The organism is Kluyvera ascorbata ATCC 33433 (genome assembly GCF_000735365.1).
GTDB classification, from domain to species: domain Bacteria; phylum Pseudomonadota; class Gammaproteobacteria; order Enterobacterales; family Enterobacteriaceae; genus Kluyvera; species Kluyvera ascorbata.
The window spans coordinates 77,391-91,971 of the sequence record NZ_JMPL01000004.1; the positions used below are offsets into that span (position 1 = coordinate 77,391).

Here is a 14,581-nt window from a genome sequence, read left to right on the forward strand (position 1 = left end):
TTTGCTCATCCCATATCAATAAAGGGTGTGATTTATGAATATCAAAGAAATCTGGAAAGCAGCGAACCCGAAAGGCCACCTGCTTACCGCAATCTCGTACCTGATCCCTATTGTCTGCGGTGCTGGCTTTATTATTGCTATCGGTATGGCGCTTGGCGGTACGGTTCAGGATACGCTAGTCCCAGGACATTTTGATTTATGGCAGGTCCTGGCGACGCTCGGTGCGAAAGCTCTTGGACTGTTGCCTGTCGTTATTGCTATCGGTATTTCCGGCTCAATCGCTGGCAAACCCGGTATTGCACCTGGTTTTGTCGTCGGTCTGGCGGCGAATGCGATTAGCGCGGGCTTCATCGGCGGTATGATTGGCGGCTACATTTCGGGATATATTGCGCTCGCCATCATTAAAAACATCAAGGTTCCAGCCTGGGCTCGTGGTTTAATGCCGACATTAATCGTTCCCTTTTTCGCATCCATTATCAGCTGCCTGATCATGGTGTATATCATCGGCACGCCTATTGGTATTTTCACCGATGCATTAACATCTTTCCTTAGAAGTATGGGGACGTCATCTAACTTAATTTTAGGTGCGGTTATTGGGGCGTTATGTATTGTGGATTTCGGTGGACCGCTCAATAAAACGTGCTTCGCCTTCGTTTTGACGCTTCAGGCACAGGGAATCAATGAACCCATTACGGCGCTTCAGTTAGTCAATACCGCAACGCCAATCGGCTTTGGTCTTGCTTATTTCATTGCCAAACTACTACGTAAAAATATCTATAATGACGAAGAGATCGAAACCTTAAAATCAGCGGTGCCGATGGGCGTCGTGAATATTGTAGAAGGTTCTATCCCTATCGTCATGAACGATATTGTTCGCGGCATTGCTGCTGCTGCAATCGGCGGGGCCTGCGGTGGCGCAGTCACTATGGTATATGGCGCTGATGCAACGGTACCGTTCGGTGGGGTATTGATGATTCCAACCATGTCACATCCGATGGCGGGCGTGATGGCGTTGCTCGTCAATATACTGGTGACGGGGACGATTTATGCTGCGATTAAGAAAGATGTCCCTCGCGAGGTTATTGCAAATAACGATTGCGAAGAAGAGGATATCGATTTGGATGATATTAAAATAAGTTAACTCTAGCGGTAATAGCCCCGCCCGCAGCTTGGGATAACCTCAACTACGGGCGGGTGCATCAGACTTATGACACCAGCAGCTGGTTCATGCGGCGGATAAACTGGTTAGGATCTTCCAGCGTACCGCGCTCTGCAAACAGCGCCTGGTCAAGCAGCAGCTCAACCCACTCTTTAAACTGCCCTTCATCCTGGGTATCCGCAGTGCGTTTCACCAGCACGTGATCAGGGTTCAGTTCAAAGATGTATTTCACTTCCGGCGCGGCCTGGCCCGCAGCAGCGAACAGTTTCGCCATCTGGGTGCTCATTTCATCCGCATCAGTCGTCACGATGGCCGGAGTGTCGGTCAGACGGTGAGTCAGACGCACTTCTTTCACGCGGTCGCCCAGCAGGGTTTTTACGCGTTCAATGAATGGCGTCAGCGCTTTTTCCGCTTCTTTCGCGCTCTCGTCCACTTCATCCGCCAGCTTGTCGATAGACTCGTCGGCTTTGGCAACGGACTGGAATGGCTTACCGTCGAATTCGGTCAGGTAATTCATCATCCACTCATCGATGCGATCGGAAAGCAGCAGCACTTCGATGCCTTTCTTACGCAGCAGCTCGAGGTGCGGGCTGCTCTTCGCCGCAGCATAGCTGTCGGCGGTGATGTAGTAGATCTTCTCCTGCCCTTCCTTCATGCGGGACACGTAGTCGGCCAGCGACACGGTCTGCTCAGAAGAGTCGGTATGAGTCGAAGCAAAGCGCAGCAGCTTAGCAATCGCTTCCTGGTTGCCGTTGTCTTCTGCCGGGCCTTCTTTCAGCACCAGACCGAACTGTTTCCAGAAGGTCTGATATTTCTCAGCATCGTCTTTCGCCAGCTTATCCAGCATCTGCAGCACGCGCTTGGTCAGGGCGTTACGCAGGTTACGGGTGACGGTGCTGTCCTGCAGAATTTCACGGGAGACGTTCAGCGGCAGATCGTTGGAATCTATCAGGCCGCGCACAAAGCGCAGATAGTTCGGCATGAACTGCTCGGCATCGTCCATGATGAAGACGCGCTGCACGTACAGCTTCAGGCCGTGCTTATGATCACGGTTCCACATATCCCACGGCGCCTGCGACGGGATGTACAGCAGGCTGGTGTACTCCTGCTTACCTTCCACACGGTTGTGGCTCCAGGTCAGCGGGTCGGTAAAGTCGTGGGCGATATGTTTGTAGAACTCTTTGTATTCGTCGTCGTTCAGCTCGGCTTTGTTACGCGTCCACAGCGCCTGCGCCTTGTTGATCTTCTCCCAGGAAACCACGGTCTCGCCGTCTTTCTCTTCCTGTTTTTCGATCTCTACCGGCAGCGCGATATGGTCGGAATATTTGCTGATAACGGAACGCACGCGCCAGTCGTCGAGGAACTCGCTTTCGTCTTCACGCAGGTGCAGGGTAATTTCGGTACCGCGGTCTTCTTTGGTGATGTCCGCTACGGTGTATTCACCTTCACCGGCAGATTCCCAGAACACGCCGTTTTCCGGCTTGTCGCCCGCCGCACGGGTGCGCACGGTGACTTTATCCGCGACGATAAACGCCGAGTAGAAACCGACGCCGAACTGGCCGATAAGCTGGCTGTCTTTCGCCTGGTCAGAGCCCATGGACTCGAGGAAAGCTTTGGTGCCGGATTTCGCGATAGTCCCCAGGTGGTCAATCACTTCGTCACGGTTCATGCCCACGCCGTTATCGGCAATGGTCAACGTACGCTTATCTTTATCGAAGGAGACGCGCACGCGCAGTTCACCGTCACCCTCATACAGATCCGGGTTAGACAGCGCGCGGAAACGCAGCTTGTCGGCGGCATCTGAAGCGTTAGAGATAAGCTCACGCAGGAAGATTTCTTTATTGGAATACAGAGAATGGATCATCAGATGCAGAAGCTGTTTAACTTCTGACTGGAAGCCACGGGTTTCTTGTCCTTTCATTGCAAAATACCTCAATGCTGATTACAAGGTAAAAAAAGCGATGAGAGGAAAATGGGGATGGGTGTAGCGGATTTCAAGCGAGAGCAGAAAATCCTGCTCTCGATTGATTAAAAACGAATCTTATGGCGACCGGCCAGCGAGTGCGACAGCGTGGTGCCGTCGACCATTTCCAGCTCACCGCCTACCGGCACGCCGTGGGCGATGCGGCTGGCTTCAACGCCATATTGCGCGCAAAGCTCGGCGATATAGTTGGCCGTGGCTTCCCCTTCCACCGTTGGGTTGGTGGCGAGAATAATTTCCGTGAGCTGCTCCGTTTCCAGACGCTGCTCAAGGCGGTCAAGTCCGATATCGTCCGGGCCGATGCCGTCTAACGGCGACAGGTGCCCCATCAGCACGAAGTAGCGGCCGGAGAACTGCCCGGTCTGCTCAATGGCGTAGATGTCCGCAGGACTCTCCACCACGCAGATTTGACCGTTTTCCTGGCGACGCGGGTTCGAGCAGATGTTGCACACCTCCTGCTCGGTGAAGGTGCGGCAATCGGCACAGTGACCGATTTCCGACATTGCGCGGGTTAAGGCCTGCGCCAGACGCATCCCGCCGCTGCGGTCGCGCTGCAGCAGGGTAAACGCCATGCGCTGCGCCGACTTCGGGCCAACGCCCGGCAGACAGCGCAACGCTTCCATCAGCTGAGTTAACAGCGGACTGGTTTGCATCAGAACGGCATCTTGAAGCCTGGTGGCAGCTGCATACCGGAGGATACAGAGGCCATTTTTTCTTTCTGGGTTTCATCAATACGGCGCGCCGCATCGTTGAACGCCGCAGCAACCAGATCTTCCAGCATCTCTTTGTCGTCTTCCAGCAGGCTTGGGTCGATTTCAACGCGACGGCAGTTGTGCGCGCCGTTGATGGTCACTTTGACCAGACCTGCGCCAGATTCGCCGGTAACTTCCAGCTGGGCGATTTCTTCCTGCATTTTCTGCATTTTGTCTTGCATCTGCTGGGCCTGTTTCATCAGGTTACCCAGACCGCCTTTACCACCAAACATAGGCTTCTCTCTCAGTAGGTCACGTTAAACAATAACGACCGTAAGCAGCGCTTGCGGTCAAATGGGGCGGATGCTCTCTTCATCCAGGTCCGCGTCGAAGAATCGGCGCAGCGTCTGAATGTTATTATCCGCGATAATCGACTCGCGCGCCTGCGCGAGCTTCTCTTCATAGATTGCCTGTCGCCACTCCAGCGGCGTACGCACCGCCGGATTATCATCTTCCACGATGGTCAATTCAACAGGCGCGCCGTATAAAGTGCTCAGCGCTTCGGTCAGCTTTTGCTGCGCGCCGGGCGAATTGAGGTGCCGCTGCGTAGGACGCAGATGCAGGCACACGGCGTTACCGTTTTGTTCTTTCCACGCGTTGAGCGCAACCTGCTCAACGAGCTTCGGTAACGCCATCTGGCTCACCTCTGCCGCCCACGGGTCACGTTCTAAAGATTCCGCCGCCAGCTTGGCCGCCAGTTCAGGCGTTTTCTCATGCTCCAGCGCTTTCTTCAGCGCTTTCGGCGTGGCGATTTCTTCTTTTTTCACTTCTTCAGCAGGCGTGGTCGCTTTCCAGCGGTAAGCCTCTTTTTTCGCTGCCGGCTTGGTTAACGCCGACGGTTCCGGGCGCGCCTGAACGCGTTCGGTTACCGAGGCCAGTCTTTCCAGCGCAGCACTGTTCACCGGCCGCGCGCGGGAAGCGGCTGCCGGTTCACTCTTTTTTGGGGTGTTTACTCCCGGATTGCTCTGCTGCAATTGACGACGCGCGGCCAGCACCTGATTGGTGGAATCCGGTAACGGCGCAGCAGGCGGCGGGGTAATCGGTGCCGATGCGGGCATCGGCTGCTGTTGCGGTTGCTGCTGTTGCATCATTGGCGCATTGGCCGGCGCAAACGTCTGCTGGGGCCTTTCCGGCTCCGGCAGCGGTGCATTCGGATGGAACGCCAGCGCGCGCAGCAGCGTCATTTCGATGCCCATACGACGATCGGGTGCATACGGCAGCTCTTTGCGGCCAATCAGCATCGTCTGGTAGTACAGCTGAACGTCAGTTGGCGGCACGGTACGTGCGAGGTTGCGCATCCGCTGTTCAACGGCGGCCATATCGCTGCCAAGCGCCGCAGGCGACAACTGCACCATCGCAATACGGTGTAGCAGGCTTTGCATCTCAATCAGTAACGCTTCCCAATCAACGCCGCGCAGTGCAGCATCGTTGACCAGCTCCATCGTTCGCTCGCCGTTGGCGGCCACCAGCGCTTCAATCAGCGACAGCGCCTGATCGTCGTCCAACGTGCCGAGCATCTCGCTGACCGACGCGGTGGTGAGCTGGCCTTCACCGCTGGCAATTGCCTGATCGGTAAGGCTTAACGCATCGCGCAGGCTACCGTCCGCCGCGCGCGCCAGCAGCTGCAGGGCACGAGGTTCATGGGCGATATGCTCTTCATTAAGGATATGCTCAAGCTGATGACGAATCTGCTCAACGTCCAGCGCCTTCAGGTGGAACTGCAGGCAGCGAGACAAAATAGTGACCGGCAGCTTTTGCGGATCGGTGGTCGCCAGCAGGAATTTGACGTGCGCAGGCGGCTCCTCCAGCGTTTTTAACAAGGCGTTAAAGCTGTGACGGGAGAGCATGTGCACTTCGTCGATAAGATAGACCTTAAAGCGGCCGCGGGCGGGCGCGTACTGGACGTTATCCAGCAGGTCACGGGTATCTTCGACTTTGGTTCGCGAGGCGGCATCGATCTCAATTAGATCGACAAAACGCCCCTGCTCGATTTCGCGGCAGTTATCACACACGCCGCACGGCGTGGCGGTAATGCCGGTTTCGCAGTTAAGCCCCTTCGCCAGCAAACGGGCGATAGAGGTTTTCCCCACACCACGGGTGCCGGAAAAAAGGTATGCGTGATGAATGCGCCCTAACGATAAGCCGTTCGCCAGTGCGGTCAGCACATGTTCCTGGCCGACGACGTCAGCAAAGGTTTGTGGGCGCCATTTTCGGGCTAAGACCTGATAACTCATTGGCAGGCTCTGAAACGCTGGAAGGTGGATTCACGAGGGAGTAATGCTATCACAGCCCCGCCGGGCAGGCGAGGCTATGTATCGGGAAATGCTTAGTGGCCCGGGAAATTCACCAGGCTGTAGCTGGTGATGCCCTGTTTTTCCAGACGCTGCTCGCCGCCCAGATCGAACAGGTTGATGATGAAGGCCGCATCGTGCACTTCGCCACCCAGACGACGGATCAGTTTAACCGTCGCTTCGATAGTCCCACCGGTTGCCAGCAGATCGTCGACCACCAGTACTTTATCGCCAGCTTTGATCGCATCAACGTGGATCTCCAGCTGATCAGTGCCGTACTCCAGCTCGTAGCTTTCGGCGATCGTTTCACGCGGCAGCTTGCGCGGTTTACGCACCGGGACAAAACCTACGCCCATGGCCAGCGCGACCGGCGCGCCAAACAGGAAACCACGCGCTTCGGTGCCCACGACTTTGGTGATGCCGGCGTCTTTGTACTTCTCGACCAGCAGTTCAATGCTGAGCGCGTAGGCTTTCGGGTCTTCCAGTAAGCTGGTGACATCGCGGAAAAGAATGCCAGGTTTTGGATAGTCCTGGATGCTCTGGATGCTGTTCTTCAGATATTCAAGCTGCTGTGCAGTTGCGGTCATAGGTTTGTGCCTAATTGAAACAGTGTTACTCAAGGCGAGCAAAACGGGCTAAAAATCACAATTGGTTAACTTTTAACCGGGCGCGCCTGTGCTCGAAAACGCCAGAATTTACTGGCTCATTCGTAGAATTGCAACACCATAAATGCGGTTCACCCGTTTTGTTGTTCTGCATCAACCACCGGAATGCGCCAGAGGAAAACCAACAAGCCACAAAGAATCGCCAGCAACAGCAGTCGTACCCACAGCATGTTGACCAGCCACAGCGAAACGCCAAAGGTCAGTAAAATCACCATAATCGCCCGTGGTTTAGCGCCTGGCGACATGGCTTTATAGCGCTGCCAGTGGCGTAAATAGCCGCCAAACCAGGAACGATACAGCAGCCAATGGTGAAAGCGCGGCGAAGAACGCGCAAAGCACCAGGCGGCGAGCAGAATAAACGGCGTCGTCGGCAGCAGCGGCAATACCACGCCAATGGTGCCAAGGACTACCGCCAACCAGCCAATAATGATTAAAATAGTACGCTGCATAATGCGAATCGTTATCAAATGAGTCTGCTACTCTAGCATAGCCGATAACCATCAAGGGGAGAATCCGGTGAAAACGGCGCAGCTTTTACAAACGCTGGAACAACAGCTTGCCCGGCTTCAGACGCGTATTGCGCCGCTTGCCGCGCATGCCACGCTGAGCGCGCGCTTTGACCGCCAGCTTTTCCAGACGCGTAGTACGAAAATGCAGGCCTATCTCGATGAAGCACATGCTCATCTCGAAGAGCTTAAGCACGCCGTTGAACAGCAGCAATTGCCGCAGGTAGCCTGGCTTGCTGAGCGGCTGGCGGCACAGATTGAGGCTATCAGCCGTGAGAGCGAGGCCTGGTCGCTGCGCGTCTGGGATAGCCCCTCGCCCGGCCTGCGTCGCTGGCAACGTAAGCGGCTGGAAACGCAGGATTTTGAACGTCGGCTGCTGGAAATGAAGCAGCAGCGCCAACAACAGTATCAGCAGGCGACGACGCTTGACGACCAGCAGCGTCTGGCCCGTGAAATTACCGCCTTTGATGGCCGTCTCAGTCGCTGCCGTCAGGCGCTGGAAGATATTGAACGCATACTGGCGCGCATGACGCGCTGACAAGGAGAAACTATGTCGCTGGAAAGCGCCCCGGATGATGTCAAACTGGCAGTGGATCTGATTGAGCTGCTGGAGAGCAATGAAATTGCGCCGGAAGTAGTGCTGAGCGCGCTGGAGATGGTGCGCAAAGATTACATCAACAAGTTAAAAAACGTGGAAGATGACACGTAAAACGTAAAATCATCGGCGGCATCACCGTCATCGCCTGTGGCACATTCTTCTCCTCGCCCAGGAAACTCGATGACGGAACATCATGAATATCTATTCGGCAACGCCACACGACGCTATTTTTAAGCAGTTCTTACGCCATAAAGCGATAGCGAGGGATTTCTTACAGGCTCACCTTCCAGGTGAACTGCTGGCACAGTGCAAACTTGAAACGCTGCAGTTGGCCTCTGGGAGCTTTGTCGAAGAAAATCTGCGCGCCAGCTATTCCGATATCCTCTACTCATTGCAAACCCGCGATGGGCCCGGCTATATCTATGTGCTGATTGAGCACCAAAGCACACCGGATAAACTGATGCCCTTTCGCCTGATGCGCTATACGCTCTCTGCCATACAGCAGCATCTCGACGCGGGCCACAGCACGCTGCCGTTGGTCATCCCGATGCTGTTTTATCACGGCAGTGTCAGCCCCTGGCCATACCGTATGAACTGGCTTGAATTATTTGACAACGCCGCGCTGGCACACCGTCTATACACAGAGGACTTTCCTCTCGTTGATATCACCGTAATGCCCGATAGCGAGATCATGGCTCACCAGCGCATGGCCATGCTGGAGCTGTTGTTTAAGCATATTCGTCAGCGCGACCTGGCTTCTTTACAAGAACAGCTGGGAGCTTTGCTGATAGAGAATTGGCTCACACCGTCACAGCTCGAGGCGCTGCTCACCTATATGCTACAAGCAGGTAGTACATCTCATCCGGAAGCGTTACTCTGCACATTAGCGCAATATTCACCACAGCATAAGGAGCAGCTGATGACCATCGCCGAATGGTTGGCCGAAGAGGGACGAAAGAAAGGCATTGTTCAGGGAATCGAACAAGGAATAGAGCAAGGAGAAGCGCTAGGCCGTCGTGATGAAGCGCAAAAGATTGCGCTGAATATGCTAAACGCCGGGCTGGCTGCAACATTAGTTCAGCAGCTTACTGGGTTAAGCGAAGACGACCTCCTGGCGGCAAAAGCGGAATAAATAAGGGCGGCTTTCGCCGCCCTTTTCAGTCTTAATCCGCAACCAAATCCTGGCCATCGGTTTTACCGTCACGCTTCACTTCCGTCACCACATCCCCTTTCTCATTGTGCAGATGCACTTCGAGCTGGTTGAAGGCGATGTTGATGTCGTTTTCGCGGCACAGACGATCGATAGTGCGGTTCAGCTCATCGACGGTATAGCTACGGTCACGCAGCTCGCGCACGTACAGGCGCAGTTCGTGATCCAGCGTGCTGGCGCCAAACGTGGTAAAGAAGACCGACGGTTCCGGGTCATGCATCACTTTCGGGTGGCTGGTCGCCGCTTGCAGCAGCACTCTTTTCACCTTATCGAGGTCGGAGCCGTAGGCTACGCCAAGACGGATCACAACGCGCGTAGTGGTATCGCTCAACGACCAGTTGATAAGGCGCTCGGTCACAAACGCTTTGTTCGGGATAATCACCTCTTTGCGGTCAAAGTCGGTAATCGTGGTAGCACGGATACGAATCTTACTTACCGTCCCCGAGAAGGTGCCAATGGTAACCGTGTCGCCAATACGCACCGGGCGTTCAAAAAGAATAATCAGGCCGGAAACGAAGTTCCCGAAGATTTCCTGTAAGCCAAAACCCAGACCTACCGACAGCGCAGCGGCGAGCCACTGCAATTTATCCCACGACACGCCAAGTGAACCAAACACGGTCATCGCGCCAACGGCGATAATCGCGTAGTTCAGAATCGTGGTAATCGCGTACGAAGCCCCCTGACGCATGTTCAGCCGTGAAAGCACCAGCACTTCCAGCAGACCCGGTAAGTTGCGAATCAGTGCCCAGGCCACCATCGAGGCAATAATGGCAAACAGCAGGCTGCCCATGGTGACATCTTTCACCACGCTGGCGCCCGCTTCGGTGCCGTTGTAGTGCCAGAGCGTAATGCTATCGAGGTAGCTGAACACGGTGATTAAGTCAGACCAGATAGCCCAGAACATCACGCCAAATAGCGCCACCATCACCAGCATAGTGATGCGCAGCGTTTGCTGGTTGATTTGCTCCAGCGCAATCGTCGGTTCTTCCTGCGGTTCAGCCCCTTCAGCCCCCTCTTTCACCAGATTCTGGCGACGCGCAACCGCACGACGATAGGCAATACGGCGCGCCGCCACGCTCAGGCCGCGCAGCACCGTCTGGTAAAGCAGGTTCCAGAAAATAACCAGATAAACGGTTTCAATCCAGCGGCCAGAGAGACGCAGAGTGGTGTAGAAATACCCCGTTGCGGTCAGTACCATCAAACCGAGCGGCACCAGCGACAACACCGTCACCGTGAGCAGGCGTAAGCTGTGGGACTCTTTATCGCGCCAGCTTTCACGGCACATCGGCCACGTCAGCACCGCGATAACCAACAAATTAAGCAGGATAACGAACTGTCCCAGCACGTCATCCATCAGGTTCAGAGGAGAGAGCTCAGACACCACAGACCAGAAATGTAGCGGCAGCAGCGCGAGGCTAATACGCACGATCTGGCGACGCCAATGGCTGGTCAGCTGTTCCGGCATATTAAAGTGGCGCACGGCCACGCCGTTTTTCTCCAGCACCTTCCAGCACAGGCCAAAGACCAGCCAGAAGATGGCCAGTTTTTTACTGAACGCCCACAGCAGTGCGCTGATGTTAAGCTGCATGGTCAACAGAATCAGGCCAATCGCCAGAATGATCAGTACCACCGGGAGCGCACGGATGAGGTCGATGAGAATGGCCTTCGGCGTATGCAGCTGGCTGTCGTTACGCAGATTGCCAACCTGATCGCCGAGCTTATCCTGGTAATTACGCAACCACTGAAGTCGCCAGCGAATCAACCCGGCAATCAGCAGCAGCGGAAGCCCGGCGAGGAAGGCGACAAACACAGCCGGCCACGCTTTCTCCCAGTTCACGGTGATTTTCATCGACTTGAACTGGCTTTTCAGCGCTTCAGGGAAGGATTTAATCCAATCCCAGTCCATTGGCTTGTTGCTGTTCACCCAGAAGATTTGTTGGGTCAGAATCGATTTCAGGCTTTTGGAGACGCTCATCAACTGCTGCTGATTAATCTGCAGGTTGATAGCCATCATCAGCTGATTACCCAGCTGTTTGTTAATCAGGTCCAGCATTTCGCGGCGCGCGTCGACGATTTGCAGTAGCGCATCGTGCACTTCGCTATCGACTTCACTGCTGTGCCCCTCTTCCAGCTTGGCGACAAAATCATCGCTCTGGAACAGGGTATCGCGCTGCTGGTTAATCTCGAACTGCTCGAGGCGCAGGTCGGCGATGCGGGTAGTCATATCCTCCAGCTCATCCGCGGACGGTAGCGTCTGCTGCTGCTGATAGAGAATACGCGACAGCAGCAAGCTGCCCTTGAGCACTGCAATCTGCTCTTTGACGTTACGCTCAGACTGCAATGCGCGGTCAAGCCAGGTTTTCACCCTGATATTCTGTTGCACCAATTGGTTACCGCTTTCCGTTGCGGTAATCAGTTTCTGGCTCAACTGATGGTTGATTTCGAGCTCCTGCTTCACCAGCGGGTTACCCTGAATACGAGCGGTCTCTTCCGGAGAGGCATTCTCGGCGGCGGTTTTTTCCGACAGCATCAGGCGCTTACTGTTGACCGCTTCCTGCAACAGCTGAAGCTGATGCTCAAGCCGGGTGCTGTAGGCGGTCACGTAGTCGCGCTGCTTCTGCAAAGAGTCCTGCAATACCGTGTTACCAGCCAGGCTCTTACGCTGAAGCTCAATCTCAGCGTCAAGCAGCGTTTTTTGCACCTGCAACATGGTCTGCTGGGTAGGACGCAGACCGTCGCCGACGGTGCTGCTATTCAGGCTGTTACGCACCTGTAGCAACTGCTGCGAGGCAGAGTTCATCGCGTTCTGCACGCGTTCAGGCTGGGTTTGCAGGGAGACGAGCTGGCTGTTATAGGTGGCCAGGTCGTTTTGCGCATTCTGTAAATCATCCACCGCCTGCGACACGCGGGCTTCAAGCTGGCGCAGTGACAGGGTGCTCAGCGTTTTACGCGTCTCATCATCGTTATCAACATCGCTGATGTCATTCAGATTGTCGGTAGCCTGGCGCAGCTTAATGGGCGCCTGTTCAATCTGTTTTTGTAGCTGAGTGCTTTCAGCCTTAACGCTGTCGATTTTATCAAGTAGCTGCAGCGTTTCTGTCAGATCCTGCTGAACTAACTTCTCCTGAGGCGTCAGGTCTTTTTTATTGTTCAGCGCGCTAAGCTGGTCCTGAACGTCAGTACGGTCAGGAATATCGGTGCCGTTCAGCGCGCGGGCTTGTACCGCGGCGATAGACAGCACAAAACAGACAGCAATAATGAGAAATGCAGAGATCGTGGCCCGAGGGCGGATGTTATGCAGCATAATCTTAACATGTGTGGTGGCTAAAGCCGGCGGTACGCCGGAGATAAATACCTGCGCAGAATAGCACTTCTGGCAACAGGCGAATAGCCAGGGAAACCAGGATTATTCCTGGTAATCCTCAGAAGAAGGGAGGTTTTTTTCACCGCGTAGCGTTGGGCAAAATTGGTACATTTCAAGCAGAATAGCCACGTAGGACTCCGCCTCGGCCCGCAGGTCGAAAGAGTTCGGCGCAAACAGCCAGTTTTCCATTAGCCCGGAGATATAGCTGCGGGTTAAGATTGCCGCCCGGCGGCTTAACAAATTTGCCGGTAAAACTTTCGCCGTGACACAGTCATTTAACGTCTGTTCAATTCTATCGTAACTTTCCAAACATAAATTACGCTGAGCCTGTTGCACTACAGCCATTTCACCGACAAACTCACATTTGTGGAAAATAATTTCCATCATCAATCGTCGGCGCTCTTCGATAACTGTGGCAACTAGAATGTAAACGAGGATTTCTCTCAAAACTGAGAGTGGATCACCGGGGAATTTTGCCCGATACTCAATTTCAAGATCGCCTATGCTGGACTCTGATAACGCCCAGATTTCATTAAAGAGATCCGACTTATCCTTAAAATGCCAGTAAATTGCGCCGCGCGTCACCCCAGCCGCTTTTGCAATCTCGGCGAGTGAGGTGGATGATACCCCCTGCTGTGAGAACAACCGTAGGGCGACATCCAGTATGTGCTGACGCGTAGCCAGCGCCTCTTCTTTGGTTTTTCGTGCCATAGGTCGGTGAATTTACAGGGGTTAGATTTACATACATTTATGAATGTATGTACCATAGTATGACGATAATACAAACGCAGCAATGGGTTTGTGGACGCTTGTTCCATTGATCAATTTGAAATCGGACACTCGAGGTTTACATATGAACAAAAACAGAGGGTTAACGCCTCTGGCGGTCGTTCTGATGCTCTCAGGCAGCTTAGCGCTAACAGGATGTGACGACAAACCAGCTCAGCAAGGAGGTCAACACGCGCCAGAAGTTGGCGTAGTGACGCTCAAATCTGAACCTCTTGTAATCACGACGGAACTGCCAGGCCGCACCAACGCCTATCGTGTCGCAGAAGTTCGCCCGCAGGTCAGCGGGATCATTCTGAAGCGCAACTTTATCGAAGGTGGCGACATCAAGGCGGGCGAGTCGCTCTATCAGATTGATCCGGCAACCTATCAAGCCACCTACGAAAGCGCGAAAGGTGACTTAGCGAAAGCGGAAGCGGCTGCCAATATCGCCAAACTGACGGTTAATCGTTACTCCAAACTGCTGGGTACTCAGTACATCAGCCGCCAGGATTACGATACCGCCGTTGCGGATGCACAGCAGGCTAACGCCGCCGTTCTGGCCGCCAAAGCTGCCGTCGAAACCGCGCGAATCAACCTGGCTTATACCAAAGTGACCTCACCTATCAGCGGACGCATTGGTAAATCTGCGGTCACCGAAGGGGCGCTGGTACAAAACGGTCAAACAACCGCACTGGCTACCGTTCAACAGCTCGACCCTATCTATGTGGATGTGACCCAGTCCAGCAATGATTTCCTGCGCCTGAAGCAGGAGCTGGCAGACGGCAAACTGAGACAGGAAAACGGTAAAGCGAAAGTGGACCTGGTAACCAACGACGGTATCAAGTATCCGCAGAGCGGGACGTTAGAGTTCTCTGATGTCACCGTTGACCAGACCACCGGTTCTATCACGCTGCGCGCTATCTTCCCGAACCCTGACCATACGCTGCTGCCGGGCATGTTCGTTCGCGCACGTCTGGAAGAAGGGACCAACCCAACCGCGCTGCTGGTTCCTCAGCAGGGTGTGACCCGTACGCCGCGTGGCGATGCGAGCGCCATGGTTGTGGGTGAAGGCGATAAAGTTGAAGTTCGTCAGATCGTTGCAAGTCAGGCGATTGGCGACAAGTGGCTGGTTACGGATGGTTTGAAAGACGGCGATCGCGTGATTATCAGCGGTCTGCAAAAAGTGAAACCGGGCGTGCAGGTTAAAGCCCAGGAAGTCACTTCTGACGATAAACAGCAAGCTGCCGCTGGCGCCGCTCAGTCAGAACAAACCAAGTCTTAACTTAA

The 14,581-nt window shown here is 54.5% G+C and carries 13 protein-coding genes and 1 other annotated feature; of the genes, 5 read left to right on the forward strand and 8 right to left on the reverse strand.

All coding sequences use genetic code 11. From position 1 onward, the window contains the following. Nucleotides 1-34: 34 nt before the first annotated feature. A complete protein-coding gene (locus GKAS_RS02205; protein WP_035891838.1) occupies nt 35-1,141 on the forward strand; it encodes a PTS fructose transporter subunit IIC in 1,107 nt (368 codons plus the stop codon). Nucleotides 1,142-1,205: 64 nt separating this feature from the next. Here the strand turns inward: GKAS_RS02205 and htpG are convergent, their stop codons facing one another. From htpG to GKAS_RS02235, 6 genes are all read right to left on the reverse strand, one after another. Beyond that, a complete protein-coding gene (gene htpG, locus GKAS_RS02210; RefSeq protein ID WP_035891840.1) occupies nt 1,206-3,080 on the reverse strand; it encodes a molecular chaperone HtpG in 1,875 nt (624 codons plus the stop codon). A 107-nt stretch (nt 3,081-3,187) separates the two neighbouring features. Next, nucleotides 3,188-3,793, reverse strand: coding sequence for a recombination mediator RecR (gene recR / locus GKAS_RS02215; RefSeq protein ID WP_035891842.1), 606 nt, complete (start codon nt 3,791-3,793; stop codon nt 3,188-3,190). Next, nucleotides 3,793-4,125, reverse strand: coding sequence for a YbaB/EbfC family nucleoid-associated protein (locus GKAS_RS02220; protein WP_035891844.1), 333 nt, complete (start codon nt 4,123-4,125; stop codon nt 3,793-3,795). Before GKAS_RS02220 ends, recR begins: the two co-directional genes overlap by 1 nt. A gap of 57 nt (nt 4,126-4,182) precedes the next feature. After that, nucleotides 4,183-6,126: a DNA polymerase III subunit gamma/tau gene (gene dnaX / locus GKAS_RS02225; RefSeq protein ID WP_035891845.1), complete on the reverse strand. Its 1,944-nt coding sequence runs from the start codon at nt 6,124-6,126 to the stop codon at nt 4,183-4,185. Further along, nucleotides 4,789-4,853: a sequence feature (DnaX frameshifting element), on the reverse strand. (Overlaps the previous gene by 65 nt.) Before the next feature lie 92 nt (nt 6,127-6,218). Beyond that, nucleotides 6,219-6,770, reverse strand: coding sequence for an adenine phosphoribosyltransferase (apt, locus tag GKAS_RS02230; RefSeq protein ID WP_035891847.1), 552 nt, complete (start codon nt 6,768-6,770; stop codon nt 6,219-6,221). A gap of 149 nt (nt 6,771-6,919) precedes the next feature. Continuing rightward, complete coding sequence (locus GKAS_RS02235) at nt 6,920-7,297, reverse strand: DUF454 family protein (protein WP_035891849.1); 378 nt, start codon at nt 7,295-7,297, stop codon at nt 6,920-6,922. 67 nt (nt 7,298-7,364) lie between these two features. Between GKAS_RS02235 and priC the strand changes: the two genes are divergently transcribed. From priC to GKAS_RS02245, 3 genes are all read left to right on the forward strand, one after another. Next, nucleotides 7,365-7,892 carry a primosomal replication protein N'' gene (priC, locus tag GKAS_RS02240; RefSeq protein ID WP_035891851.1) on the forward strand — a complete coding sequence of 176 codons (528 nt, stop codon included), beginning with the start codon at nt 7,365-7,367 and terminating at the stop codon, nt 7,890-7,892. A 12-nt stretch (nt 7,893-7,904) separates the two neighbouring features. Further along, entirely contained in the window at nt 7,905-8,063 is a 159-nt protein-coding gene (rsmS, locus tag GKAS_RS23570) for a pleiotropic regulatory protein RsmS (protein WP_072011333.1), read from the forward strand. 82 nt (nt 8,064-8,145) lie between these two features. Continuing rightward, nucleotides 8,146-9,084 (forward strand): Rpn family recombination-promoting nuclease/putative transposase, encoded by a 939-nt coding sequence (locus tag GKAS_RS02245; protein ID WP_035891853.1) that lies wholly within the window; start codon nt 8,146-8,148, stop codon nt 9,082-9,084. 31 nt (nt 9,085-9,115) lie between these two features. On the opposite strand, the gene mscK is transcribed toward GKAS_RS02245, so the two are convergent. Both mscK and acrR read right to left on the reverse strand, forming a co-directional pair. After that, nucleotides 9,116-12,466 (reverse strand): mechanosensitive channel MscK, encoded by a 3,351-nt coding sequence (mscK, locus tag GKAS_RS02250; RefSeq protein ID WP_035891854.1) that lies wholly within the window; start codon nt 12,464-12,466, stop codon nt 9,116-9,118. A gap of 102 nt (nt 12,467-12,568) precedes the next feature. Next, entirely contained in the window at nt 12,569-13,237 is a 669-nt protein-coding gene (acrR, locus tag GKAS_RS02255) for a multidrug efflux transporter transcriptional repressor AcrR (RefSeq protein WP_035891855.1), read from the reverse strand. Between the two features lie 142 nt (nt 13,238-13,379). Here acrR and acrA point away from each other — a divergent pair, with 142 nt between their 5' ends. Then, nucleotides 13,380-14,576, forward strand: a complete 1,197-nt coding sequence (gene acrA / locus GKAS_RS02260; protein ID WP_035891856.1) for a multidrug efflux RND transporter periplasmic adaptor subunit AcrA — start codon at nt 13,380-13,382, stop codon at nt 14,574-14,576. Nucleotides 14,577-14,581 lie beyond the last annotated feature (5 nt).

Excerpts from the sequence above, each read along its gene's own strand:
- GKAS_RS02205 (WP_035891838.1), top strand. The coding sequence starts at position 35 with ATGAATATCAAAGAAATCTGGAAAGCAGCGAACCCGAAAGGCCACCTG.
- acrA (WP_035891856.1), top strand. The coding sequence starts at position 13,380 with ATGAACAAAAACAGAGGGTTAACGCCTCTGGCGGTCGTTCTGATGCTC.
- rsmS (WP_072011333.1), top strand. The coding sequence starts at position 7,905 with ATGTCGCTGGAAAGCGCCCCGGATGATGTCAAACTGGCAGTGGATCTG.
- recR (WP_035891842.1), bottom strand. The coding sequence starts at position 3,793 with ATGCAAACCAGTCCGCTGTTAACTCAGCTGATGGAAGCGTTGCGCTGT.
- apt (WP_035891847.1), bottom strand. The coding sequence starts at position 6,770 with ATGACCGCAACTGCACAGCAGCTTGAATATCTGAAGAACAGCATCCAG.
- htpG (WP_035891840.1), bottom strand. The coding sequence starts at position 3,080 with ATGAAAGGACAAGAAACCCGTGGCTTCCAGTCAGAAGTTAAACAGCTT.
- GKAS_RS02235 (WP_035891849.1), bottom strand. The coding sequence starts at position 7,297 with ATGCAGCGTACTATTTTAATCATTATTGGCTGGTTGGCGGTAGTCCTT.
- acrR (WP_035891855.1), bottom strand. The coding sequence starts at position 13,237 with ATGGCACGAAAAACCAAAGAAGAGGCGCTGGCTACGCGTCAGCACATA.
- dnaX (WP_035891845.1), bottom strand. The coding sequence starts at position 6,126 with ATGAGTTATCAGGTCTTAGCCCGAAAATGGCGCCCACAAACCTTTGCT.
- GKAS_RS02245 (WP_035891853.1), top strand. The coding sequence starts at position 8,146 with ATGAATATCTATTCGGCAACGCCACACGACGCTATTTTTAAGCAGTTC.
- GKAS_RS02220 (WP_035891844.1), bottom strand. The coding sequence starts at position 4,125 with ATGTTTGGTGGTAAAGGCGGTCTGGGTAACCTGATGAAACAGGCCCAG.
- mscK (WP_035891854.1), bottom strand. The coding sequence starts at position 12,466 with ATGCTGCATAACATCCGCCCTCGGGCCACGATCTCTGCATTTCTCATT.